Consider the following 24,255-nt stretch of genomic DNA (forward strand, 5'->3'; position numbering starts at 1 on the left):
GTGGAATGAGTGATTTGAAGACGATCGCCGAGGAGGCGAACGAGCGGCTGGCCGACGCGTCGGCCGTGGAGGTGCTTGCGTGGGCCCGCGAGACGTTCGGTGACGAGCTCGTGGTCACCGCGTCGATGGCCGACGGCGCGCTCCCCCACCTGGCGGCGCAGGCCGCGCCGGGCGTCGACGTACTGTTCCTCGACACCGGCTACCACTTCGCCGAGACGATCGGGACCCGGGACGCGGTGGCGGCGACGCTGCCGATCCACCTGATCAACGCGCTGCCGAAGCAGACGGTCGCCGAGCAGGACGCGGAGTACGGCGAGAAGCTGCACGACCGCGACCCGAACAAGTGCTGCGCGCTGCGCAAGGTCGAGCCGCTGAACCGGTACCTGTCCGGCTACAAGGCCTGGGTCACCGGCATCCGCCGCGAGGAGGCGCCGACCCGCGCCAACACCCCGGTCGTCGAGTACGACGAGAAGCGCGACATGGTGAAGCTGAACCCGATCGCGCCGTGGACCCAGGAAGACCTCGACAGCTATATCACGGACAACGGCGTACTGGTCAACCTCCTGCAGTACGACGGTTACCCGTCGATCGGCTGCGAGCCGTGCACCCAGCGAGTCGCCCCGGGCGAGGACCCGCGCAGCGGCCGCTGGGCAGGCACGGGCAAGGTCGAATGCGGGCTGCACACATGACCGCGACCGTGACGGAGCTGGATGCTCTGGAGAGCGAATCGATCTTCGTGTTCCGCGAGGTCGCGGCGGAGTTCGAGCGGCCGGTGATCCTGTTCTCGGGCGGCAAGGACTCGATCGTGATGCTGCACCTGGCGCGGAAGGCGTTCTCGCCGGCCGGGGTGCCGTTCACGCTCCTGCACGTCGACACCGGGCACAACTTCCCCGAGGTGCTCGCGTACCGGGACGCGGTCGTCGAGCAGCTCGGGCTGCGGCTCGAGGTGGCGCTGGTCGAGGACTACATCGCCGACGGCCGGCTGCGTGAGCGCACCGACGGGACGCGGAACCAGCTGCAGACGATCCCGTTGCTGGACGCAATCAACGGGCACCGCTTCGACGCGGTGTTCGGCGGCGGCCGGCGCGACGAGGAGCGGGCCCGGGCCAAGGAGCGGATCTTCAGCCTGCGCGACGAGTTCGGCCAGTGGGATCCGCGCAACCAGCGGCCCGAGCTGTGGTCGCTGTACAACGGCAAGCACCGGCCGGGTGAGCACGTCCGGGTGTTCCCGCTGTCGAACTGGACCGAGCTCGACATCTGGAACTACATCGAGCGCGAGGGCATCGACCTGCCGACGATCTACTACGCGCACGAGCGGGACGTGTTCGAGCGCGACGGCATGCTGCTTGCCGTCGGCCCCTACTCGAAGCCGCGCGCCGGTGAGACGGTCACGCAGCGCCTGGTGAGGTACCGCACGGTCGGCGACATGTCCTGCACCGGAGCGGTCGCGTCGTCCGCGACGACCGCTGCCGACGTGGTGGTCGAGGTCGCGGCCAGCGAGATCACCGAGCGCGGCGCGACCCGCGCCGACGACCGGGCCAGCGAGGCCGCGATGGAAGACCGCAAGCGAGAGGGGTACTTCTGATGAGCACCCTGTTGCGGCTGGCAACAGCCGGATCGGTGGACGACGGCAAGTCCACGCTGGTCGGGCGGCTGCTGCACGACTGCAAGGCGATCCTGGCCGACCAGATCGCGCACGTGAAGACGGTTTCCGAGGCCCGCGGCGGCGACTTCGACTTCGCGCTGCTGACCGACGGCCTGCGGGCCGAGCGCGAGCAGGGCATCACGATCGACGTCGCCTACCGGTACTTCGCGACCGACAAGCGCTCGTTCATCCTGGCCGACTGCCCCGGGCACGTGCAGTACACGCGTAACACCGTGACCGGCGCGTCGACCGCGGACGTGGTGATCATCCTCGTCGACGCGCGGCACGGCGTACTCGAGCAGACCCGGCGCCACCTCGCGGTTGCCGGACTCCTCCGGGTGCCGCACGTCGTGCTCGCGGTGAACAAGATCGACCTGGTCGGGTACGACGAGGCCGTGTTCACCAAGATCGCCAAGGACGTCAACGAGGTCGCCGACCAGCTCGGTATCGCGGACATCCAGGCGATCCCGGTCTCCGCGCTCGTCGGCGACAACGTGGTCGACAAGTCCGCCGCAACGGACTGGTACGACGGCCCGACGCTGCTCGAGTACCTGGAGAACGCGACCGGGCGGATCGACAACTCCCAGCAGCCGCTGCGGTTCCCGGTGCAGTACGTGATCCGGCCGCAGACCGACGACGAGTACCGCGACTACCGCGGCTACACCGGAACTGTTGCCTCCGGCACCGTATCGGTCGGCGACCAGGTGATCGTGCTGCCGGCCGGCCGGCGTACGTCGGTCGCCGGGATCGACCGCGCCGTCGTCACCGCCACCTCCACCGCGGTGGTCGAGCGGCCGTCCGCGGTCGCCGGCGAAGCGGTCACCGTCCGGCTCGCCGACGACCTCGACGTCGCCCGCGGCTCCGTCATCGTCGCGGCCGGCGCCTCCCCCGGCACCCGCCGGGAACTGGCCGCCACCGTCAGCTGGCTGTCCGACCGGCCGCTGACCGTCGGGGCCCGCGTGCTGATCAAGCACACCACCACCACCGCGCAGGCGATCGTCACCAAGATCACCGGCGCGCTGGACCTCGACACGCTCGGAGTCATCGACGCCACCGAGCTCGCACTGAACGACATCGGCAAGGTGCAACTCAAGATCGCCGCACCGCTGGCCGCCGACCCGTACTCCCGCAACACCATCACCGGATCGTTCCTGCTGATCGACGCCCACGACGGGTGGACGCTCGCGGCCGGCATGATCGACGACGAAGAAGGGGAACTGCTGTGACTGCTCCAGCGCTCGTGATCCTCGCCCACGGCAGCCGCGACCCGCGCTCGGCCGCCACCGTCCACTCGCTCGTGAAGTGCCTGCGCGAGACGCGTGACGACCTGCGGATCGAAGCCTCCTTCCTCGACCACTGCCCGCCCACGCCGTACCAGGTGATCGGCAAGCTCGCCGCCGAGGGTGTGGAAGAGGTCGTCGTCCTGCCGTTGCTGCTGTCGTCGGCGTACCACGCGAAGATCGACGTACCGGCCGTCGTCGACGAGGCGCGGTCGCGGTTCCCGAACCTGCGGATCATCGCCTCCGACGTCCTCGGGTACGACGACACGCTGCTCGACGTACTGGACCGGCGGATGCGGGCCGAGCTCAAGGACGGGCGCGTCCGCGAGCTCGACGCGCTGGTGCTGGCGTGCGCCGGTTCGAGCGACTCGCACGCGAACGCCAGCGTCACCCGGCTCGCGCGCCTGTGGGGTCAGCGGCACAAGCTCCCGGTGACGGCCGCGTTCGTCTGCGCCGCGTCGCCGTCGCCGGCCGAGGCCGTCCTCAAGTGGCGTCTGGAGGGCCGTCGGCACGTCGCGGTCGGTTCGCTGTTCCTGGCGCCCGGCGTACTCCCGGACCGGGCCGAGTCGACGTCGCGCCGGGCCGGTGCGGTCGCGGTGTCGGCGCCGCTCGGCGTCAGTGCCGAGGTGGCTCGCCTGGTCCTGCTCCGGTACGGTGTCGCGGGTCTCGACCTGCTCACGCTGGAGCCGGCGCCACGCCCGGTCATCGCCCGCCCGGAGCTCGTCCGTACTGCTTAGAACCTGAGCGGATCAACGAAGGAGGCGTCGGCGTACGGCGTCTCCTTCGTCGTGATCTGGGCCAGCAACTCCCCCACCCCGGCGCAGTGCTTGAACCCGTGGCCGCTGTCGCCGCCGGCGATCACCACGCGCTCGTCGGTCCGCCCCACCAGGAACTGGCCGTCGGGCGAGTCCGTCACCATGCACGGCATCAGCTTGACCGGCTCCGGGTCGAGCTCCGGGAACGCCTCCGCGATCGCCGCCGACAGCTCGGTGATGTCCTTACGCGGGTGGATGTAGCGGTCGAGTTCGTCCGGGTCGACGTCGCGGTCGCGTTCGGCGCCGTCGAGACCGACCTTGACGCCGAAGTCCTCGTCGGAGCCGTGTCCCCACAGTCCCTTGCCGTCGGCAAACTCCCAGATGAACGCCGGGAAGTTCGGCAGCCGGAACGCATCCGAGGCCGGGTCCTTCGGCTGGAACCAGAACAACGGCGTACGGCGCGGTGACAGCGGCGCCGACGGGACGAGCTTGCTCAGCCAGGCGCCCGTACTGATCACGACCTGGTCCGCGGTGACGGTCGTGGTCGGCGTACGAACCGTCACCTCGTCCGGACCGACTTCGATCGCCGTCACCATCGTGTGCGGATAGACGGTCGCGCCCAGCCGCTGCGCCTCCGCGACGTGCGCCCGTACGGTCGGCTCGGCGTAGCAGATGCCCGCCCCCGGGTCCCACACAGCGACGTCCTCAGCCGCCAGGTTGTACTGCGGAAACCGGCTGTGCAGCTCGTCATGCGACAGGTCGGTCGTCGGCGCACCCGCGTCCGCAGCCGCCTGCCGCGCGCCCTTCACGGGACGACTCCCCGGACCACCGACGTTCAACGAGCCGGTCTGGCGGACGTACGTCGCCCCGGTCTGCGATCCCAGCTCGGTCCACAACGCGAGCGACTTCCGCGCGATCGCGGTCAGCCCCGGATGCTCCATACACGCCACCCGGAACAGCCGCGTCGCCCCATGCGACGACCCGAACGAATGCCCGATCCCCTGCCGCTCGATCCCGACCACATCCACCCCGCGCGCCGCCAGCCGCCACAACGCCGCCGACCCGAACGCGCCCAGCCCCACCACCACGACATCCGCTCGCATGGCCCAACCCTTTCACAAGCTGGGCCCTCGATAGCGTGATATCTTGATATCTATGGCGAAGGACGCGACCAAGAACATCCTGCTGCGGCTTGATCCAGAGTTGGCCGAGCGGTTGCAGACCGTGGCTTCGGTGGAGGGGCGGTCGGTGTCCGATGTGGCGCGGGAGGCGATCGCGTCGCTGGTCGATCAGCGCCGGCAGGACACCCGGTTCAGCCGGCTGCTGGAGGAGAACCTCAGCCGCCACGAGGAGTCCCTGCGGCGGCTCCGGAGTGACGACTGATGCGCTACCTCGGTCCGTACGACGTGCTCGCGGTCGCGGCCCGGGTGCTGCGGTGCAGCTCGGCGGACGCCGTACTGCGGACCGACCTGAACGCGGTCGAGAGGGTGCTGGACAGCGTCCGGCTGACCGGCGGGCTGGCCGAATCGGCGGGCGTGATGCTCGCGGGGCTGGTGCGGTCGCGGCCGTTCGACGCGGCCAACCGGGTGGTCGCCGTCGCGGTTGTGCTGCAGTTCGTGTCGCTGAATCGGGCCGAGTTGCAGCTGGAGCCGGTCGCGGACGTCGACGAGCTGCTCGACCGGATCGCGTCCGGTGAGGCGAGCTATCGCGAGGCCGGGGCCTTCATCCGAAGCCGGCTCGAGCACCGGCCGGTGAAGGCCGAGGACCTGCAGGAGGATCTCCGGCTCGAGCTGCTGCTCGACGAGGAGACGCTGACCTTCGATGTCGAGCAGGAATGGTGGAGGGGAGTTCGGATGTACGAGCAGTTCAGCGACCCGGCGAGGCGGGTCATCGTCCTCGCACAGGAAGAGGCGCGCGGCTTCGACCACGCGTACGTCGGCACCGAGCATCTGCTGCTGGGACTGATCACCGAGGGCGAGAGCATCGCCGCGCGGGTCCTGAACGCCGTCGGGATCAGCGCACCGGCGGTGAAGGAGCTGGTGGTCGAGATCATCGGTCGCGGGAACAGCGCGGCCGAGGGGTCGATCCCGTTCACCCCGCGCGCGAAGAGCACGTTCGAGTACGCGTGGGGCGAGTCGAAGGCCCGCGGGGCGGAGCAGGTCCGGCCGGAGCATCTGCTCCTCGGCGTCCTCAACGATCGGGACGGCGTCGGCGGCCAGATCATCACGAAGCTTGCCGCCGACATCGATCAGGTACGTCGCAAGCTCGAACAGCGGATGACCTACCGCGAGCGCTCCGAGTCACTCGTCGCCGGCATGCTCACCGAGAGCGCCGGCGCCAGCTGGACGACGTACGGACGGCGCCACCACCTCATCCACGAGCTCAACGCGCTCCTGGACGAGAACGAGCGCCTGCACGAGCAGGTCGCAAACCTCCGCGACCTCCTCCGCCGCCACGAAATCGACCCCGACAGCTGACCTCACGCAGCTTCGACGAGCAGGCAGAGCCCAGCGGTCAGGAACCACAGGTTTGTGCTCAGCAGGAACGCCCGCTCGAACAGACCGAACACCACCCGCAGCCGCGGAACGAGCGCGATCACCAGCAGGACGAGCGACACCAGAGCAACAAGGCGCAGCACCGAGAGCAAGCCGCTCGCGGACTCCCACGCGCCGAACGATCCGAGCTCGGGCGTCATCTCCGCGATCGCGGAGTACGTCAACGCGAAGGCGGCAATCGCGAACAGGTAGTGCAGTCGCCCGGAGCGGGTCAGTCGCTGCCCCTCCAGATCGGTCGGGAACCTCAGCATGCCGACCCGTGTCACCGGGATCAGGAACAGGAAGACCAGCTGCAGCACGGTCACTGTCGGCGTGCCGGGCTCCAGCGCGAGCCCGCCAGCCAGGGCGAGGATGCCGACCGACGACGCCACGAGCGCCCAACGGAACAACCACGCATAGCGGCCGACGCCGTAGTCGCTGACGGCATGGCGAACCGGGTGGTATCCGGTCGGCAGCACATGGAACGCAGCGAAGACGGCGAAATAGCCGCCCATGCCCAGGACGGCGAGGACTGCCAGGAGCGATGCCATGGGCGTAACGGTAGGTGGCCCGACGGCTCGGCCACCTACCTCTTGTCAGGTTGCTGCCAGGCGCTTCTTCTCCTTCTCTACGTCGAAGTCGGCGACCGGCCATTCCGGGTTCAGCTCGCGGAGGGTTTCCAGGAGGAGTGTCGTGACGGCCCAGTTGCGGTACCACTTGCGGTCGCTCGGGATGACGTACCACGGGGCCTCGGACGTGTTACAGCGCTCGATCGCGGCGTGGTACGCGTCCATGTAGTCCGGCCAGAGCTGGCGCTCGTCGACGTCGCCGGGGTTGTACTTCCAGTGCTTGGTCGGGTCGTCGAGCCGCGCCTCGAGCCGGGTGCGCTGCTCCTCCGGCGAGATGTGCAGGTAGCACTTCACGATCGTCGTACCGTGCGCGGCCAACTCCGCCTCGAAGTCGTTGATCTGGTCGTAGCGCCGGTCCCACACGTTCGGCGTCACCAGGTTGCGCACCCGGGCGATCAGTACGTCCTCGTAGTGTGACCGGTCGAAGATCCCGATCATCCCCTCGCCCGGCAGCGCCTGCTTGATCCGCCACAGGAACCCGCGCCGCTTCTCGGCCGGCGTCGGCGCCTTGAACGACGTGATCTTCAGGCCCTGCGGGTCCATCAGCCCCGCGCCGTGCCGGATCACGCCGCCCTTGCCGGAGGTGTCCATCCCCTGCAGCACCAGCAGCAGGCTGCGGGTGCCTCCCTTGCGCCCCTCGGCGAACAGCCGCTCCTGCCAGTCCGAGACCTCGGCGCCGAGCCCCTCCAGCGCCACTTTGCCGTCGTCCTTGGAGCCGTCGAAGCCCGGCGTCGCACGCGTGTCGTACGTCGTCAGGTCGACCGGCCCGGCCGGCACCCGCAACTGTTCCCGCAGTCCCCCAGCAGCAGCCTTCTCGCCCTTCTTCTGCTTCGCCATTTCCACATCCTGCCTCATCCACCCCCGACTTCAGCGGTTTTGCGCCGCCGACGCCGCCACAACCCGATCTCGATCACGAGGACGGCCAGGCCGCAGGCGAGTACGGCGACCGCGCCCCATACGAACCCGCCGAGCACAGCCAGGCAATCGCCGTCCTCCGTGCACTCGGTCCGCGTGTAGTAGTCAGCTCCGGCAACGATCGCCACCAACACCACAACGACTGTCCCGCACAGGTACACCGCCGTACGAACCAGCCACCTGCCCGGTCCTGGCTGAGCGGCGGCTCCTGCTTCCACCGCCGGCGCCGGTTGTACGCCGTTCGCGATCAACACGAAGGCAACTAGACCGGTCGCAAACTCCAGCAGGCGCCCTTGGATCCGGCCAGGCGGCCGCGACGGACGCGAGTGCCGGGACGACGGCGAGCCCGCCGAGCAGCAAGACCCATTGCTCGTCGCCGAATCCCGAGGTGTCGTCGAACTGGACGAAGCCGCCCGCGAACAGGAGCCCGAGCGCCACCACCAGCAACCCCAGCGAGATCGTCCGACGGCTCATCTCCTCAGGGAAGCACGTCCGGGGCTCAGGCCGCGCGAGCAAGCGCGATGAGTCGCGAGAGCGCGCGGAGGTACTTCTTGCGGTAGCCGCCCTTGAGCATGTCTGGGGAGAAGATCTGGTCGAGGGGTACGCCGCCGGCCAGGAGCGGGAGGTTGCGGTCGTACATCCGGTCGGCGAGAACCACCAGCCGGAGGGCGACGTTCTCGTCGGTCAGCGAGCGGAGGTCGGTGATCGCGACCGTCTCGACGCCGTCGAGGAGCGCGCCGTACTTGCTCGGGTGCAGCTCGGCCAGATGGCGGTGGAGGTCGACGAAGTGGTCGCAGGAGGCGTTAGGACGCTCAGCGGCTTCCCGCTCGACCTTCTCGTCGGGCCACGGGTCCGGCGCGACGGGGAGGCCGCGATGGCGATAGTCCGGGCCGTCGATCCGGCGTACGTCGAAGTGCGCGGCCAGCGCCTGGATCTCGCGGAGGAAGTCGACCGCCTGGAACCGCCCCTCGCCGAGCTTGTCGGGGAGCGTGTTGGACGTGGCCGCGAACTCGACGCCGGCGTCGACGAGCTGACCGATCAGGCGGGAGATCAGCATCGTGTCGCCGGGATCGTCGAGCTCGAACTCGTCGATGCAGATCAGGCGGTACGACGAGAGCTCGTCCACCGCTGTCCGCAGACCGAGCGCGCCGACCAAGTTGGTGAGTTCCACGAAGGTGCAGTACATCTTCGGGCCGGCCGACTCGTGCCACAGCGACGCCAGGAGGTGGGTCTTGCCGACGCCGAAACCGCCGTCCAAGTAGATGCCTTGCTTACCTGGGTCCGGGGCCTTCCGGCGGAGTCTGGACCAGAGCGTGGAGGTCTGCCGGGGCGAGGCCAGCTTCGCGGCGCGATCCGTCAGAACAGCCAAGACCTCGGACTGCGACGGCTCGTCCGGGTTCGGCTGGTAGGTGGAGAAGCGAGCATCGGCGAACCGCGGCGGAGGAACGCACTCCGACAGCAGCCGGTCGGGGCTCACCTCCGGCCATTGCTCGCTCAACCGGATCACCATGCGGACAACCCTAAAGCAGGGAAATCTCCGGAAACTCAGCTGCGACCTTGACCGCTTTCTTACTTTCAGTTAGGAAGTTGGTAGGCGATCGATGAGGAGTCTCCGATGGGCGAACAGCACGTGCGGCGGCGGACGGTTCTCAAGACGGCAGTGGGCGCCCTCGGCCTGGGGTCCGCGCTCGCGGCTTGCGGTGGCAGTGACAGCGGCGGCACCACGAGCGGTGGGAAGGCCGTGGTCCGGATGTGGTCGTGGTACAACGACCAGGAGGACCAGTTCCCCAAGCTGATCAGCGCGTTCGAGGCCGCGCACAGCAACATCAAGATCGAGAACCGGATCTTCGGCACCCCGGACCAGTACCTGCCGGCGTTGCAGGCCGCGGTCGCGGGCGGCGACGTACCGGAGATCTTCGCGCCGCACACGCGGGCGCTGACCTACGGCACCGGCGGGATCTCCGCCGACCTCAAGCAGGAGCTCGGCGACGACTTCCTGAAGGACTTCTTCGACTCGGCCAACCAGGAGTACACCCTGGACGGCAAGCAGTACGCGGTCGGCTGGATGGCACAGACGTTCGGCATCTTCTACAACCCGGACATGCTGAAGAAGGCCGGCGTCGAGGAAGACGGCATCGAGACCTGGGACGACCTGATCGCGGCGGCGGCGAAGATCAAGGCGACCGGCAAGTTCCCGGTGGCGCTGAGCTGCAACCCGACGACGAGCTCGCTCGACTTCTTCCTGCCGCTGATCACGCAGGTCGCCGACGACCCGACGTACTACCTGAAGCTCGACCAGCTCAAGGACGGCGCGACGTACGAGGATCCGAAGGTGATCCAGGCGATCGAACTGCAGCAGAGGATCGTCAAGGGCGGCGTCTTCCAGCCCGGAACGACGGGCACCAGCGGCGACCAGGCGCCGCAGATCTTCTACACCGGCAAGTCCGCGATGCTGTTCAACGGCAGCTGGACCCCGCAGGGCCTGACCAAGGACGCGACACCGGCGTTCAACAAGCTCTACAAGGTGATGAAGACGCCCGCGATCGCACCGGGCAAGCGGCACTGGACCGCGAACCAGGCCGGCGCCGGCTGGGCGGTCGCGGCGAACAGCAAGAACAAGGACGCCGCGCTGGAGTTCCTCAAGTTCATGTACTCCGCGGAGCAGTACTCCCCCACGATGAACGACTCGAACTCGATGCCGGCCACCAAGAGCGCCGCGGCCCGAATCGAGCTACCGATCATGAAGCAGATGACGTCGTGGCTGCTCGACGGCGACGGGTGCCCGCACATCCCGTTCGGCCCCGGCTCGGTCGCGGCGGGCGATCCGCTCGCGAAGATCTTCGACGGCACCGGCGAGCCGGCCGCGGTCGCGAAGGCGATGCAGCAGGCGGTCCTGAACGCCAAGGGCGGCTGATCGGATGGCGACAACGCTCTCCCGGCACGACGTCGTACGACGGTCCGCCGGGCGGACGTCGTCCCGGTTCGGGTCGCCGTTGCGGCGGTCGCAGCGGATCGCGGGGTACCTGTTCATCGGGCCGACGTTCGCGTTATTCCTGGCGTTCGTGCTCTGGCCGATCCTCTACACGGCGTACCTGAGCCTGACCTCGTGGGGCGGGTTCGGGTCGCCGCGGTTCGTGCACTTCGACAACTACAGCCGGATGCTGCACGATCCGGTGGCGCGCCGGGCGCTGATCGTCACGCTGGTGCTGACCGGCGTGACGACCGCGATCCTGACGTTCCTCGGCCTCGTCACCGCGGTGCTGGTGAACGTGGTCTGGTCGAAGGTCGGCGTCGTCGTACGGACGATCCTGTTCATCCCGGGCATCGTGTCGTTCGTCGTGTCCGCGGTGCTGTGGAAACTGATCTACGACCCGAACATCGGCACGCTCAACCGGTTGCTCGGGGCAATCGGTCTGGACAGCCTGCAGCATCCGTGGCTGGCCGACCACAAGACCGTGCTGCCGGCGATCGTCGTGGTGACGGTCTGGGGCGGGCTCGGTTTCAACATGCTGATCTACTTCGCCGGCCTGCAGAGCATCGACCCGAACCTGTACGAGGCCGCCGAGATGGACGGCGCCAACACGGTGCAGCAGTTCCGCCACATCACGGTGCCGAGTCTGCGGATCGTCACCGGCCTGATCGTCAGCCTGGGTCTGCTCAACGGGTTCAAGGCGTTCGACGTGATCTTCGTGATGACGGGCGGCGGGCCCAACCACGGCAGCGAAGTACTCGGCACGTATCTGTACTCGCTGGCGTTCGGGTCGACGTCCGGCTCGATCCCGCAGCTCGGCTACGCGAGCGCGTTCAGCGTCGTGACGATGGTGCTCTGCACGCTCGCGGTCATCGCCCAGCTCTGGCTGACGCGGAGGGCGGACCGATGAATCGCTGGCTCGGCAAATCGTTCGCGACGTTCGTGCTGCTGCCGTTCTGCTTGTTGATGGCGTTCCCGTTCGTGTGGATGCTGCTGACGTCGCTGCGCGCGCAGAACACGATCTTCAACGGCCCGATCATCCCGCGGAACTTCACCGGCGTCGCCTACAAGAACGCGTGGACGTCGATCGACTTCCCGCTGCACTTCTGGAACAGCGTCTGGATCACGTCCGTCACCGTGATCGGCGTGCTGATCTTCGCGACGCTCAGCGGTTACGCGTTCGCGAAGCTGGACTTCCCGTTCCGCAACACGCTCTTCGTCCTGCTGCTGACCACACTGATGATGCCGTCGACGGCGCTGATCATCCCGCTGTACCTCGAGCTCAAGTCGCTCGGTCTGCTCGACAGCCAGGCCGGGTTGCTGGTGCTGTACATCTCCGGGTCGGCGCCGTTCGCGATGTTCCTGATGCGGGCGTTCTTCCAGACCCTGCCGGACGAGCTGATCGAGGCCGCCCGGGTCGACGGCGGCAGCGAGCTGACCATCTTCCGGCGGGTGATCCTGCCGCTGACCCGCCCCGGGATCGCGACCGTGGTGATCTTCCAGTTCCTCTCGACCTGGAACGAGTTCCTGATCGCCAACACCGTCCTGCGCAACACCGACGCACTCCCCCTGCAGCCGGTGCTGTTCACGCTGATGGGCCAGTACTCCACGAACTGGCCGGCCCTCACCGCCGGCCTCACGCTGTCCGTCGTACCGGTCGTCATCGTCTACGTCCGGATGCAGCGGCAGTTCGTCGCCGGGATGATGCTCGGCGCCGTCAAGAACTGAGAGAGGTCATATGCCGATCAAGAACGTCGTCGTCAACTGCACGGATGTCGCCCGCTCGGTGGAGTTCTACACCAGGTTCCTGGAGCTGTCCGTCGCCGGCGAGGTCACGCCGGAGCGCGCCGTGCTGGACGCCGTCACCGCGACCGTCGAACTACGGGCCGTGGGCAACGGCCGGGAGCAGAGCACGTGGTCGCCGGACGACCTGCAGAAGGGCTTCCGGCACATCGGTTTCAAGGTCGACCGGATCGACGAGCGGGCTGCCGTGGTCAAGGATGCCGGGGTCGAGTTCAAGCTCGACCCGCTCGATGCCGAGGGCAACGTCCGGATCTGCTTCTTCTACGACCCGGACGGCACGCTGCTGGAGATGATCCAGGGCGACCTGCAGTACGCCGAGGTCCTGGACGCCGACGGGGTCGCGCGTGAGCGGGCGCTCGGCGTACCGTCGCGGCCGCGGTTCGACCATGTCGCGGTGACGATCGAGGACCGGGAAGCCACCAGCGCGTACTACGACCGGAACTACGGCTTCTCGTTCATCGGCACGATCGAGCAGCCGCACGACAAGCGCGGCTTCCACATCGGCTACCTGAAGGGCGGCGACACCGTCCTCGAAGTGTTCACCTACGAGGTCGGCAAGAGCTCGCGTGCTCCGCAGCTCGACGTCGCCGGATTCGCGTACGCCGAACTCGTGGGCGACCCGGCCGACCTGCCGGCCGAGACGGCCGCGGATGGGACAAAGGTCTACGTCGACAGCGACGGGTTCGCATTCGCCGTAGGCTCCGAGGTATGACAGAAAACTGGCTCCGCCCGCTCGGCTCGACCGGCTTGACCGTGTCCGCTGTCTGCGCCGGCGGCAGTGGACTAGGCAGCATGCCCGCGGTGTTCGGGTACGACGTGACGCGGCAGGAAGCGATCGACCTGGTACTGCGCGTGTTCGACAGCCCGCTGACCTGGATCGACACCTCGAACGGCTACAGCGACGGCGAGAGCGAGCTGCGGATCGGGCTGGCGATTCGCGAGCACGGCGGGCTGCCGGACGGCTTCCTGGTCGCGACCAAGGTCGACGCCCGCGACGGGGACTACTCGGGCGCGCGGGTTCGCAAGAGTGTGGCCGAGAGCAAGGAGCGGCTCGGGCTGGACGAGCTGCCGTTGGTCTACCTGCACGATCCCGAGTGGCATGACTTCGACTCGATGCGGGACGCGGTCGACACGTTGATGCAGCTGCGCGCGGACGGCGAGATCGGGCACGTCGGACTGGCGGGCGGGGACACCCGCGAGCTGTCCCGCTACCTGGATCTCGGCGGCTTCGAGGTACTGCTCGTGCACAACCGGTGGAGCCTGGTCGACCACTCGGCTCTCGGCATCTTCGAGCGGGCTCGTTCCGAGGGCATCGGGGTGGTGAACGCGGCGGTGTACGGCGGCGGCATCCTCGCCGATCCGGCCGGGGCGACGAAGTACGCGTACCGCGAGGCGCCGCCGGCCGTGCTGGAGGCGGTCGCCGAGATGGACAAGGCGTGCCAGGAGTACGGCCTCGACCTCGCGACCGCGGCGCTGCGGCACTCGGTGGACGAGCCGGGCATCGCCGGCACGGTCGTCGGCATCACCAAGCCGGCCCGGGTCGACGCGCTCGAGACAGCGGTGGCCGTGGACCTCCCGGACGAGTTGCTTAACCGGTTAGGTAGCCTACTCCCGGACAGGCAGTACTGGGTTGAGAAGGAGACGACGTGACGAGCGGATTCACCTGGGGCGCGGCGACCGCGTCGTACCAGATCGAGGGCGCGGTCTCCGCCGACGGGCGCGGCCCGAGTATCTGGGACACGTTCGCGCACACCCCGGGCAAGATCGCGGACGGCACCAACGGTGACGTGGCCGACGACCACTACCACCGGTTCGGCGAGGACATCCGGATGCTGGCGGATCTCGGGCTGACCGCTTACCGGTTCTCGATCGCGTGGCCGCGGATCGTGCCGGGCGGATCGGGTGCCGCGAACGCCGCCGGGCTGGACTTCTACCGGCGGGTGGCCGAGGCGTGCCTGGAGAACGGAGTCACGCCGTACGCGACGCTCTATCACTGGGATCTGCCGCAGCCGCTGGAGGACGCCGGCGGCTGGCTGAACCGCGACACGGCCGAGCGGTTCCGCGACTATGCGGTCCTGGTGCACGACGGGCTGTCCGACGTCGTCAAGCACTGGATGACGCTGAACGAGCCGTGGTGCTCGGCCTTCCTCGGGTACGGGAACGGCGAGCACGCCCCGGGCCGGACCGAGGGCGCCGACGCGCTGAAGGCCGTGCACCACCTGCTGCTCGGGCACGGGCTGACGCTCGACGCGATCCGCTCCGAGGGTTCGTCGTACGGGATCGCGCTGAACCCGGCGCCGATCCACGCCGCGACCGACTCCCCCGCCGACCGCGACGCCGCGCGCCGGATCGACGGGCTGCGGAACCGTCTCTTCCTGGAGCCGTTGCTGTCCGGGCGGTACCCGGCCGACGTACTGGAAGACACCGGGATGACGTCGTGGTTCGCTGCTCAGGAAGCCGATCTGCCCCTGATCGCGGCGCCGCTCGACTTCATCGGCGTGAACTACTACTGCCCGACGACAGTCGCCGCGCCGGACGGACCGATCTCGTCGCCGGTCGCGTCGACGCAGCCGGGGAGCGAGAACGTCGTCGCCGTGGACACCGGGCTGCCCCGCACGCAGATGGGCTGGCCGATCCAGGCGAGCGGGTTGCGCGACATCCTCGTCACGATCAACAAGCTCGCGCCCGAACTGCCGTTGTACGTGACGGAGAACGGCGCGGCGTACCCGGACGCGGTGACTGAGGACGGCGGCGTCGAGGACGACGAACGGCTCGACTACATCAAGCAGCACATCACCGTGTGCGAGGACCTGGTGGCCGAGGGCTTCCCGCTCAAGGGCTATTTCGTCTGGTCACTGATGGACAACTACGAGTGGGCCTGGGGCTACAGCCGCCGCTTCGGCATCGTGTACGTCGACTACACCACCCAGACCCGCACCCTCAAGAAAAGCGCCCGCTGGCTCAAAAACCACCTCAGCTAGGGGTAGGGGGCGCGGCGGCTGGGGGTGGCTTAGGCGCGGGTGTTCTGGTGGGGGGTTAGTTGGGTGTGGAGGACGAGGGAGGCGGCGCCTAGTGCGGCGGCGCTGGGGCCGAGTTTGGAGAGCTCGACGCGGGTGGGGTGCATGGCGCGGACGAAGGACAGGCGGTTGAGTTCCTGGGCGGCGATGCGGACGTAGATGTCGCCGGCCTCGCTGAAGCCGGGGCCGGCGAGGATGATCTGGTTGAGGTCGAGCAGGTTGGTGATCGAGAGCAGCGCCTTGGCCAGATAGGTGGCGGACTCCTCGATCAGCTCGACGCAGCGCGGGTCGCCGGCCGCGGCCAGGCGGGCGATCTTCGCGAAGTCGGAGCGGGTGGACAGGCGGCGGCCGCGGAGACCGAGCTTGTCCGCCAACTGCTCGTCCTCACCGGCGCGTGCGACCACGGCGGCGGGTGCGGCCAGGCTCTCCAGGCAGCCCTGGCCGCCGCACCAGCACAGCGGGCCGTTCACGTCGAGCACCATGTGCCCGATCTCGCCGACGTTCGACGACGAGCCGCGGTACACGTCGCCGTTCGTCACCAGGCCGAGGCCGAACCCGGCAGCCATGTAGACGGTGGCGAAGTCGTTCACCGACGGGATCTTGCCCGCCCAGAACTCGCCGATCGCGGCGCAGGTGGAGTCGTTCTCAACCACGATCGGATGGTCGATCGCCTCCTTCAGCGTGTCCCGTACGGCGAACGGCTCCCAGGCGTACTTCTCCGAGTCCGTCCGCAGCAGCCGCGTGCCGCCGCGCCCCTGCCGCCCGGCCAGCGCGACCCCGACGCCGACCAGCGTCGACGGCTCGATCTCCGCCTTCACGATCAGGTCCTCAAGCTCGGCCGTGATCCGCTGCACGGCTGTCGCCGGCGCGTCCTTCCCGATCCCCCGCGACGACAGCTGCTCGATCACCCGCCCGCTCATGTCGGTGACGACGTACGTCGTGCTCGGGGTGTCGACCGCGATACCGACGGCGTGCCGGGCGCGGGGGTTGAACTGCAGCAGCGTGGCACGTTTGCCGCCCGTCGGGTCGCCGTACCCGGTCTCGATGATCAGGCCGTCGGCAAGCAGTCGCTTGACCACGCGGGAGATCGACGCACCGGTCAGCCCGGACCGGTCGGCGAGGTCGACGCGGGTGACCGTGCCACTGGAGCGGATCAGGTCCAGGATCGCGCTGTGGGTCTCCTGCGCGGTCGCACCTCTCAGAATCTTCGCCACGTCACCCTCCCTCGGATCGCACTTTAGTACACAACGTAAGGAAGTGGCAGTGGTTGACCTCAACCATTGTCGAGGTTCTAGCGTTGGCCGGCATGAAGGCAATCAGACTGCACGCGTTCGGTCCGGCGGAGAACCTGCGCTACGAAGAGGTGCCGGAGCCGGCGCTCTCCGACGGCATGGTGCTCGTCGAGGTGGAGGCGGCCGGGGTCCATCTCGTCGACACGATGATCCGCGCGGGGACGACGGGCGGCAGCCCGATCCCGGTGCCGGAGCTGCCGACGATCCCGGGCCGCGAGGTCGCCGGCCGGGTGAGCGCGGTCGGGCCGGACGTCTCCTCGTCGTGGGTCGGCAAACGGGTCGTGGTTCATCTCGGCATGGTGCCAGGCGGGTACGCCGAACGGGCGGTGGCGAAGGTCGAGTCGCTCTACGAGATTCCCGACCACGTGGACGCAGCGCAGGCGGTCGCGGCGATCGGGACGGGGCGGACGACGGCCGGCATCCTCCGGCAGGCGCGTCTGACGGCGGACGACGTCGTACTCGTGACTGCTGCTGCGGGTGGGATCGGCAGCTACCTCGTGCAGGCGGCTCGTAATGTCGGGGCGACCGTGATCGGGTTGGCCGGCGGTCCCGAGAAGGTCGAGCTCGTGCGGTCGCTGGGGGCGCAGTACGCGGTGGACTATCGGGATCCGGAGTGGGCGGCGGCGTTGAAGGACGGGCCCGAGATCACGGTGCTGCTGGATGGGGTCGGCGGGCCGAACGGGCAACAGGCGTTCGAGTTGCTGGGGGTCGGCGGGCGGGTGTTCATGTTCGGCTGGTCGGGCGGCGGGGCGATCGAATTCACCCACCAGGACCTGATGAGTCGCGGCCTGACCGCCGGCTGGGCCATCGGCGCCAAACTCGCCCGCCAGCTACGTGAACTCGAGTCGGCCGCCCTGGAAGAAACCATCTCGGGCCGCTGGAAGGCGCTCACCACTACCTTCCCACTGTCCGACGCCGCAGCCGCCCACCGCGCCCTCGAAGAACGCGCAACCACCGGCAAGGTCATCCTGCTCCCGTGACTCAGGAGGTGCGGGGGTCGTGGGTTGGGTGGGAGGGGTTTGGGGTGGGGGTGTTGTAGGTGAGAAGTGGGAAGGGGCTGGTTACGTCTACTACCCGGCCCTCCGCGGAGGACTGTTTGGCGGCGAGCATTACTTCTAGGGCGTGGTAGGCGTGTTCGGGGCGGGTGATTGTCGGGGTGCCTGATTCGATGGAGTCGACCAGGTGGCGTAGGCCGTCGGTCCAGGGCCAGTGGGGGGCTCGCTCGCCGACGAGTTCCCAGGAACCGCGGTCGTTCGACCACTGTTCGAAGCCGTTCGGGGCCCAGTCGTCGCCGAGGAGTTGGAGTACGCCGGTTGCGCCGTACAGCTCGATCGCAGGCGAGCGGTACTGCTGCATGGTGAACCCGGTGGCGATCGACGCGAACCTCGCCTGCCCGAAGTCGAGGACGATGTGAGCGTTGTCGTCGGCGCGGGACGGGACCAGCTCACCGTTGACCTCGCGCTTGGGTACGGCGGTGCCGACCATCGCGGTCACCCGACGTACCGGGCCGAAGAACCCGCACAGGCTCGTGAGGTTGTAAACGCCGAGGTCGAACAGCGCCCCTCCCCCGGACTCGTAGAACCAGCGTCCCCACCACGGCCCGGACCAGCCGTACCGGGCCCGGGCCAGATGGAGGTCGCCGATCTCGCCGGCGCTGACCCGCCGGTGCATCTCCTGGTACGTCGGCGACAGCACGATGTGCGGCGCGCAGACGAGCAGGCCGGGCGCTTCCGCGGCCGTGTCGAGCAGCGCGCGGGCTTCCTCCAACGAGGTCGACATCGGCTTCTCGACGAGTACGTGCTTGCCGGCTTCGAGCGCCGCGCGGGCGAGCGAGCCGTGCTGGTTCATGCTCGTGAGGACCAGCACGATGTCGACATCATCGAACAGTTCGGCCGGAGCGCTGTACGACGTGTCCATCCCGAACCGCTCCGCCGCCACGGACCGCTTGGCCGGATCGGGGTCGTAGCCGGCGGTGAGGCGGACGCGACCTTCCTGCTCGAGTTTGGTGATCAGGCTTGCGTACGGCCCGGAGAAGACACTGCCAAGTCCTAGTACGCCGATATTCATGAGAGCCTCACAGTCAGACGGTCGGTGGTTCCGTCGGCGGGCCAGGTGATGAGCCACCCCTGCTCGCCGCGAGCCGCGGTTGCGTTGTCGTCCACGGCGACCTCCCGCGTGGTTTCGATCAGTGCGCTGCCCGCTGCCGACGTACGCCGGAGCAGTACGGTCGAGCCGTCGCCCCGGCCGTCGAGCTCCGCGGTGGACCAACGCAGTACGGCGTCGTCGAGCCGTACGTCGAACGGCAGGACGAGCCCCTCGCGGGCACCCAGCCCGAGCTCGAGCGCCACCCCACCCACCGTCAGCGAGAACGACTGCGCGACAGGTGCGACGTTGATGAGGTGCACCAACCGCTGCCCATCGGAGTCGGCCGTGCTCGTCACGACCAGGCCCGGCGTGTTGCCTTCAGCAACTATCCGGCGCCGGACGCCGAGGCGCTCCAGCAGCAGCCGCCAGAAGTCGAGGTGGCACGGGTAGTCGCACGCCAGCACGACCGCTCGCCCACCGCCCCCACCGCCAGGCACGTCACCACCGACCGGCTCACCCCGGCCGACCGGCAGGTCCACGGCAACCGGCGCCCCGGAGGCCACGTCTTCGACCAGCACTTCGCCATCGCTGACCAGGTACTCCAGCATGCCCACGCGAACCTCCGGCCGATCGCCTGCCCAGGCGGTCGCGCGCACCGACGGGAAGTAGCGTGGTGTGCCTTCGACGGTGGCGCCGACCTTCACCCCGAGCTCATCCGCCAAGATCGTGCACGGCGCACCGTCGTCGTCCGCGACCGGCACCCGCCCGTGCAACAGCAACCGGCCACCGGCCCGGACAAAGGCAGCCAGCCGCTCCTGGATCGCCCGGCCGAGCACCGGCGGTGTCGCGAGTGCGACCGCAGGTCCCGCGGGATCGAGCGAAGCGCCGGCCGAGGTAGGCGCCGCGGACAGGTCTACCGCCCGGAACGAATACCCGCCGAGCAGCAGCGCACGAGCGAGGATGTCCCGCGGCCCCATCCCCCGGTATCGCTCCAGCTCACCCACCTGCTCCCGGCGTGCCGTCGCCGACGGGTGACAGTACTCCGTCAGGTAGTGATCCGGCACGTAGCCGAGGACGATCTCGTCGTACTCCTCGTCCATCCCCGCCAGCAGGTGCTCGACGCCCCGCACGGCGCGCACGGCCGAGGCCGTCCCGGCGTACGTCGAACTCAGCCGGCCCTCGGGATCGACCGGGGCCGCGAACCCGTGTCGCTCACCGGTGAAGGCGATCCGGTCGTTGCCATCGCCAACAGGTACGTCCAGCGGCGGATTGTGGCCACCGGCAAACAAGTAGTAGTTGACCAACCGGTTGCCCTGAGCAACGCAGAGCCGAGTCTTCAGCTCCGACGTCTCCGGACTGGTCAGCGAACTCAGGTCCTCGCCGTAGTCGCCCGTCCCGGCCTCGAACTCCAGCGACGTGATCGGCTGGTCGACGTCATGGACGGCCGCCATGAACGCATTCATCACATACAGGTCCGGCACCTTCTCGACCGTGAGCTCGCCGATGTAGTGGTCGGAGCCCGAGGTCATCTGCGGCACCCCGGCGTACGACTTCGACAGCTGGCTGATCCCGATCGGGAAATGCCGTCCGCGACCGGCGTACGTCCCGTGGAGATTGACCAGGAACGGTACGTCGTCGACTCCGTTCGCGATCGCGACCTCCCGCAACCGCAGCAGGTACTGCGCATAGCGGTCGCGGTGATGCGCGCCCAGATCATGATGCAGCGCCAACTGCTGCGCCGCCGTACCGTCGACCGTCCCGCCGGCCCGCCATTGCGCCGCCCAGCCGTCCGGATCGTCCGGATCGGCGCCGTACCGCGCGATGCTGCCCTCACGCCCCCATGTCCGAAACGCCCAGACGGCCAGGTCGGCCAACGTGCGGTCCGTCAGCTCCGGCGTGTTCGTGACCCAGGAGAGCATCCCGACCTCGTTGTCGAGCTGCACCGCGGCCACCGGTCCGCCCTTGGAAACAAGGCGTTCCGCCAGCACGGGCATGATCGCGGCGTACCACTGCTCGGCCTCAGCCAGATATCCGGGCTCGAGATAGTCGAGCGTCGCAGTCTCCGCAGGCTTGCCGTCCCATCCCCGCGGTACGGCGTCCGGATGCTCGCGATAGATCCGGAACGGGAGACCCTCGTTCTTCAACTCGGCCATCACGAACGGACCAGGCCGGGCAATCACCAGCAGATCCCGCTCCGCCGCCAACTCCAGGAAGCCGACCAGGTCGCGATACTCGCTGGATTCACCGGTCAGATCGACGCCGTCGGCTGTCTCGTGCACGAGCCAGGGCATGTAGCTGGCGACCGCATCGCACCCGGCCGCGACGAGCTTGTCGAGGCGATCAGCCCAGGCAGAGCGATGCAGCCGGAAGTAGTGGACCTCGCCGGCCATCAGGATCCGCGGTACGCCGTCCACCAGGAGCCGGCGCCGCTCCAACCGTATCGTTCGAGGGTTCCTCACAAGCACGTCCTCACCAGATCGGGCGCCGCGCCGCGAGCTGTTGCCTCTGCGGCACGGTCGTGGTTATGGTCGTGAAACCGGTCTCATGAAACCGGTTTCAACCGTAACGGGAGTTCAGCCGATGGGCAACAGCCGTGTCACCCTCCGCCGGGTCGCCGAGATGGCCGGCGTCTCGCCCGCGACCGTGTCGCGGGTGTCGCGGGGCACGGTGCCGGTCTCCCCCGAGCTCCGCGAGCGCGTGCTGCGGGTGATCGAGGAGCACGGCTACAAGCCCAGCCACTTCGGCCGCGCACTCGCCGAGCGTCGCCACGGCGCGCTGGGCCTTGTATTTCCGGGACTTTCGGGCCCGTACTTCTCCGAGCTGATCCAGGGCTTCGAGGCCGAAGCACTCGAGACCGGCGACAGCGTGCTCGTGCTCGCGTCGCACTCGCGCGCCGACACCGACGCAACCGTGCTCGACCTGGCCGACCGTGTCGACGGGATGGCCATCCACGGCGGCACCGTCTCGGACGAGACCATCGCCAAGATCGCGGCGCAGATCCGCGTGGTGGTGATGGCCAGCGAAGCCGGTGCCGCGCAGGCCTCGGTCAGCGTTGCCAACGACAACATGAAGGCCCTGACCCGCCATCTGCTGGTCGACCACGGCTATCGCCGGCTCGCCTTCGTCGGCATGCCGGACGGCTCGCCCGACGTGACGGCCCGCTGGGAGGCGTTCCTCGCGGCGCACAAGTCGGCCCGCCGCAAACCGCCGTCCGAGCCGATCCGCGTCGGCCTGCAGCAGTCCGACGGCGCGATCGCCGCCGAGCAGTTGCTCGATGCAACAGATCGGCCGGACGCCGTGGTCTGCGCGAACGACGAGACCGCGCTCGGCCTGCTGCTGAGCGCCCTCGGCCGCGGGCTGCGAGTGCCGCAGGACATCGCGATCACCGGCTTCGACGACATGCCGATGGCCTCGCTGGCGCGCCCCGCGCTGACGACGGTCCGGCAGCCGATCCGCGAGCTGGCCGCGACCACCGCACGGTTGCTGGCCGAGCCGCTGGACCAGGAGCCCGGCGACATCATCCTGCCGACCCAGCTCGTCCTGCGCGAGTCCTGCGGCTGCGGAGGTGCGCGCTGATCCTGCCGGCCTGAAGCGCTACCGGAGGGGAAACGGGGATAGGGGGAAACCGCCACACACCCTTATGGAGGACTCCCGGATGACCAGACGACCCTGGGGCAAGACACTCGTCGCATTGGCAGCGAGCAGCGCACTACTGCTCACCGGATGTACCGGCACCGAAGGAGAACAGAAGTCGTCCGCCGACACCGGGATGATCGACTTCCTCAACTACGGCGACTTCGGCGGCGGGACCACGCCGAAGGCCAACTACAACCCGTACCTCGACGCGACCAAGCTCAGTGCGGCCGACTACATCTACGAGAGCCTGATGTACGTCGAGACGTACAGCTGCAAGGCGATCCCCTGGCTCGCCACGGCGTACCAGTGGTCCGACCCGAAGACGCTGGTCTACACGATCCGCAGCGGGGTCAAGTGGAACGACGGGCAACCGTTCACGGCCAAGGACGTCGAGTTCACGTTCAACATGCTGAAGAAGTTCGACGTCCTCGACACCCAAGGGGTGTGGACGTTCCTGTCGTCGGTGAAGGCCGACGGCGACGACAAGGTCACCTTCTCGTTCAAGCAGCCCGGTGCCTCGGCGTTCACGCAGGTCAGCGGCGTGAAGATCGTGCCGGAGCACGTCTGGTCGAAGGTCGCCGACCCGACCACGTTCGTGAACGCGACCGCGCCGGTCGGCACCGGTCCGATGAAGTTGAAGTCGTTCAACCCGCGGCAGCTGGTGGTCGAGCGCAACCCGGACTACTGGCAGGCCGACAAGATCAAGGTCAACGAGCTCCGGTTCAACAAGGCCGACGCCGGCGGGCAGGTCGAGCAGCTCAAGCTGAGCCGCGGCGAGTACGACACCAACGCGATGTTCGTCCAGGACATCAAGAAGGCGTACGTCGACCGCGACCCGAAGCACCACCACTACTGGTACGCGCCTGGTGGCGTCATCAGTGTGTACATGAACCTGACCAAGGCTCCGTTCAACGACGTCGGGTTCCGCAAGGCGCTGACGACCGCCTTCGACGACAAGCAGGTCATCGACAAGGCGCAGCTCGGGTACGTGACACAGGCCAGCCAGAGCGGCCTCGTCGTACCAGGTCAGAAGGACTGGCTGCCGCAGGGTCTCGCCGATGAGGGCCGGATCGGGTACGACGCCGCGGCGGCCGACAAGGCGCTGACCGAGGCGGGCTACACCAAGGACAGCAAGGGCCGGCGTCTGGGCAAGGACGGCAAGCCGATCTCGTTCAGCTTCAAGGTTCCCGGGTCGTACGTCGACTGGGTGGCGGCCGCCGACATCCTGATCAAGAACCTCCAGGCGCTCGGCATGACCGTCTCCAAGGACACGCCGACACCTGACGCCAACAACCAGGACCGGGCCACCGGCAACTACGACATGACGTTCGGCGTCTTCGGCGGCGGCTGCAACATGTACGCGAACTTCGCCGACCCGCTGAACAGCGCACGGACCGCGCCGATCGGCAAGAAAGCGGCCAGCAACGAGATTCGCTGGCAGGACCCGAAGACCGACGAACTGCTGCACACGCTGCAGGTCTCGCCGGACGAGAAGGCCCAGAAGGAAGCCGTCGCCGGGCTGGTCGACATCATGATGAACCAGGTGCCGACGATCCCGATCTGGTACGGCGCCAAGTGGTTCCAGTACGACACCACCAAGGCCGAGGGCTGGCCGAGTGCGGAGGACCCGTACGCCGACGGCGGTAACGGGCAGGTCGTGCTGACCCACCTGGTCCCGGCCGGGAGCTGAGGC

The 24,255-nt window shown here is 68.5% G+C and carries 23 protein-coding genes; 15 read left to right on the forward strand and 8 right to left on the reverse strand.

Going from position 1 to position 24,255, the window contains the following annotated elements:
• Nucleotides 1–5: 5 nt before the first annotated feature.
• The 4 genes from ABT313_RS23300 to ABT313_RS23315 are packed head-to-tail and all read left to right on the forward strand — an operon-like array spanning nucleotide 6 to nucleotide 3,662.
• The gene (locus ABT313_RS23300; RefSeq protein WP_350857401.1) at nucleotides 6–689 is read left to right on the forward strand and encodes a phosphoadenylyl-sulfate reductase; all 684 of its coding nucleotides are present in this window, start codon (nucleotides 6–8) and stop codon (nucleotides 687–689) included.
• Nucleotides 686–1,585 (forward strand): sulfate adenylyltransferase subunit CysD, encoded by a 900-nt coding sequence (gene cysD / locus ABT313_RS23305; RefSeq protein ID WP_350857404.1) that lies wholly within the window; start codon nucleotides 686–688, stop codon nucleotides 1,583–1,585. The genes ABT313_RS23300 and cysD overlap by 4 nt, the downstream gene beginning before the upstream one ends.
• Nucleotides 1,585–2,871, forward strand: a complete 1,287-nt coding sequence (locus ABT313_RS23310; RefSeq protein WP_350857407.1) for a sulfate adenylyltransferase subunit 1 — start codon at nucleotides 1,585–1,587, stop codon at nucleotides 2,869–2,871. Before cysD ends, ABT313_RS23310 begins: the two co-directional genes overlap by 1 nt.
• Nucleotides 2,868–3,662, forward strand: coding sequence for a sirohydrochlorin chelatase (locus ABT313_RS23315; protein ID WP_350857410.1), 795 nt, complete (start codon nucleotides 2,868–2,870; stop codon nucleotides 3,660–3,662). Before ABT313_RS23310 ends, ABT313_RS23315 begins: the two co-directional genes overlap by 4 nt.
• Here ABT313_RS23315 and solA read toward each other — a convergent pair.
• A complete protein-coding gene (gene solA, locus ABT313_RS23320; protein WP_350857413.1) occupies nucleotides 3,659–4,783 on the reverse strand; it encodes an N-methyl-L-tryptophan oxidase in 1,125 nt (374 codons plus the stop codon). The genes ABT313_RS23315 and solA overlap by 4 nt on opposite strands.
• Nucleotides 4,784–4,835: 52 nt before the next feature.
• On the opposite strand from solA, the gene ABT313_RS23325 reads away from it, so the two are divergent.
• Together ABT313_RS23325 and ABT313_RS23330 are read left to right on the forward strand one after the other, a co-directional pair.
• Nucleotides 4,836–5,063: a ribbon-helix-helix protein, CopG family gene (locus ABT313_RS23325; RefSeq protein ID WP_350857416.1), complete on the forward strand. Its 228-nt coding sequence runs from the start codon at nucleotides 4,836–4,838 to the stop codon at nucleotides 5,061–5,063.
• Nucleotides 5,063–6,157: a Clp protease N-terminal domain-containing protein gene (locus ABT313_RS23330; RefSeq protein ID WP_350857419.1), complete on the forward strand. Its 1,095-nt coding sequence runs from the start codon at nucleotides 5,063–5,065 to the stop codon at nucleotides 6,155–6,157. The genes ABT313_RS23325 and ABT313_RS23330 overlap by 1 nt, the downstream gene beginning before the upstream one ends.
• A 2-nt stretch (nucleotides 6,158–6,159) precedes the next feature.
• Here ABT313_RS23330 and ABT313_RS23335 read toward each other — a convergent pair whose 3' ends face one another.
• The 4 genes from ABT313_RS23335 to zapE all read right to left on the reverse strand — a co-directional run bounded on the left by ABT313_RS23335 (nucleotide 6,160) and on the right by zapE (nucleotide 9,268).
• Nucleotides 6,160–6,765: a DUF998 domain-containing protein gene (locus ABT313_RS23335; protein WP_350857422.1), complete on the reverse strand. Its 606-nt coding sequence runs from the start codon at nucleotides 6,763–6,765 to the stop codon at nucleotides 6,160–6,162.
• A gap of 45 nt (nucleotides 6,766–6,810) precedes the next feature.
• Nucleotides 6,811–7,680 carry a PPK2 family polyphosphate kinase gene (locus ABT313_RS23340; RefSeq protein WP_350857425.1) on the reverse strand — a complete coding sequence of 290 codons (870 nt, stop codon included), beginning with the start codon at nucleotides 7,678–7,680 and terminating at the stop codon, nucleotides 6,811–6,813.
• Between the two features lie 14 nt (nucleotides 7,681–7,694).
• The gene (locus ABT313_RS23345) at nucleotides 7,695–8,012 is read right to left on the reverse strand and encodes a hypothetical protein (RefSeq protein WP_350857428.1); all 318 of its coding nucleotides are present in this window, start codon (nucleotides 8,010–8,012) and stop codon (nucleotides 7,695–7,697) included.
• Between the two features lie 245 nt (nucleotides 8,013–8,257).
• Nucleotides 8,258–9,268, reverse strand: a complete 1,011-nt coding sequence (gene zapE / locus ABT313_RS23350; RefSeq protein WP_350857431.1) for a cell division protein ZapE — start codon at nucleotides 9,266–9,268, stop codon at nucleotides 8,258–8,260.
• A 105-nt stretch (nucleotides 9,269–9,373) separates the two neighbouring features.
• Here zapE and ABT313_RS23355 point away from each other — a divergent pair, with 105 nt between their 5' ends.
• The 6 genes from ABT313_RS23355 to ABT313_RS23380 are packed head-to-tail and all read left to right on the forward strand — an operon-like array spanning nucleotide 9,374 to nucleotide 15,513.
• Nucleotides 9,374–10,672, forward strand: a complete 1,299-nt coding sequence (locus ABT313_RS23355; protein WP_350857434.1) for an ABC transporter substrate-binding protein — start codon at nucleotides 9,374–9,376, stop codon at nucleotides 10,670–10,672.
• A 4-nt stretch (nucleotides 10,673–10,676) separates the two neighbouring features.
• A complete protein-coding gene (locus tag ABT313_RS23360) occupies nucleotides 10,677–11,639 on the forward strand; it encodes a carbohydrate ABC transporter permease (protein WP_350857437.1) in 963 nt (320 codons plus the stop codon).
• Nucleotides 11,636–12,457: a carbohydrate ABC transporter permease gene (locus ABT313_RS23365; RefSeq protein WP_350857440.1), complete on the forward strand. Its 822-nt coding sequence runs from the start codon at nucleotides 11,636–11,638 to the stop codon at nucleotides 12,455–12,457. The genes ABT313_RS23360 and ABT313_RS23365 overlap by 4 nt, the downstream gene beginning before the upstream one ends.
• Before the next feature lie 10 nt (nucleotides 12,458–12,467).
• The gene (locus ABT313_RS23370) at nucleotides 12,468–13,244 is read left to right on the forward strand and encodes a VOC family protein (RefSeq protein ID WP_350857443.1); all 777 of its coding nucleotides are present in this window, start codon (nucleotides 12,468–12,470) and stop codon (nucleotides 13,242–13,244) included.
• The gene (locus ABT313_RS23375) at nucleotides 13,241–14,182 is read left to right on the forward strand and encodes an aldo/keto reductase (protein WP_350857446.1); all 942 of its coding nucleotides are present in this window, start codon (nucleotides 13,241–13,243) and stop codon (nucleotides 14,180–14,182) included. The genes ABT313_RS23370 and ABT313_RS23375 overlap by 4 nt, the downstream gene beginning before the upstream one ends.
• Nucleotides 14,179–15,513, forward strand: a complete 1,335-nt coding sequence (locus ABT313_RS23380) for a GH1 family beta-glucosidase (protein ID WP_350857449.1) — start codon at nucleotides 14,179–14,181, stop codon at nucleotides 15,511–15,513. The genes ABT313_RS23375 and ABT313_RS23380 overlap by 4 nt, the downstream gene beginning before the upstream one ends.
• Before the next feature lie 29 nt (nucleotides 15,514–15,542).
• Here ABT313_RS23380 and ABT313_RS23385 read toward each other — a convergent pair whose 3' ends face one another.
• Nucleotides 15,543–16,763: an ROK family transcriptional regulator gene (locus ABT313_RS23385; RefSeq protein ID WP_350857452.1), complete on the reverse strand. Its 1,221-nt coding sequence runs from the start codon at nucleotides 16,761–16,763 to the stop codon at nucleotides 15,543–15,545.
• Between the two features lie 92 nt (nucleotides 16,764–16,855).
• Here ABT313_RS23385 and ABT313_RS23390 point away from each other — a divergent pair, with 92 nt between their 5' ends.
• Nucleotides 16,856–17,821 (forward strand): zinc-binding dehydrogenase, encoded by a 966-nt coding sequence (locus ABT313_RS23390; RefSeq protein ID WP_350857455.1) that lies wholly within the window; start codon nucleotides 16,856–16,858, stop codon nucleotides 17,819–17,821.
• Nucleotide 17,822: 1 nt separating this feature from the next.
• On the opposite strand, the gene ABT313_RS23395 is transcribed toward ABT313_RS23390, so the two are convergent.
• Both ABT313_RS23395 and ABT313_RS23400 read right to left on the reverse strand, forming a co-directional pair.
• Entirely contained in the window at nucleotides 17,823–18,908 is a 1,086-nt protein-coding gene (locus tag ABT313_RS23395; protein ID WP_350857458.1) for a Gfo/Idh/MocA family protein, read from the reverse strand.
• Nucleotides 18,905–21,361 (reverse strand): beta-galactosidase, encoded by a 2,457-nt coding sequence (locus ABT313_RS23400; protein ID WP_350857461.1) that lies wholly within the window; start codon nucleotides 21,359–21,361, stop codon nucleotides 18,905–18,907. The genes ABT313_RS23395 and ABT313_RS23400 overlap by 4 nt, the downstream gene beginning before the upstream one ends.
• A gap of 145 nt (nucleotides 21,362–21,506) precedes the next feature.
• Here ABT313_RS23400 and ABT313_RS23405 point away from each other — a divergent pair, with 145 nt between their 5' ends.
• Both ABT313_RS23405 and ABT313_RS23410 read left to right on the forward strand, forming a co-directional pair.
• On the forward strand, nucleotides 21,507–22,502 hold the full coding sequence (locus ABT313_RS23405) for a LacI family DNA-binding transcriptional regulator (RefSeq protein WP_350857464.1): 996 nt from the start codon (nucleotides 21,507–21,509) through the stop codon (nucleotides 22,500–22,502).
• A gap of 79 nt (nucleotides 22,503–22,581) precedes the next feature.
• Nucleotides 22,582–24,252 carry an ABC transporter substrate-binding protein gene (locus ABT313_RS23410; RefSeq protein WP_350857467.1) on the forward strand — a complete coding sequence of 557 codons (1,671 nt, stop codon included), beginning with the start codon at nucleotides 22,582–22,584 and terminating at the stop codon, nucleotides 24,250–24,252.
• Nucleotides 24,253–24,255: the final 3 nt, after the last annotated feature.

The sequence above is a fragment of the Kribbella sp. NPDC000426 genome (assembly GCF_040300265.1).
In the GTDB taxonomy this organism is placed as follows: domain Bacteria; phylum Actinomycetota; class Actinomycetes; order Propionibacteriales; family Kribbellaceae; genus Kribbella.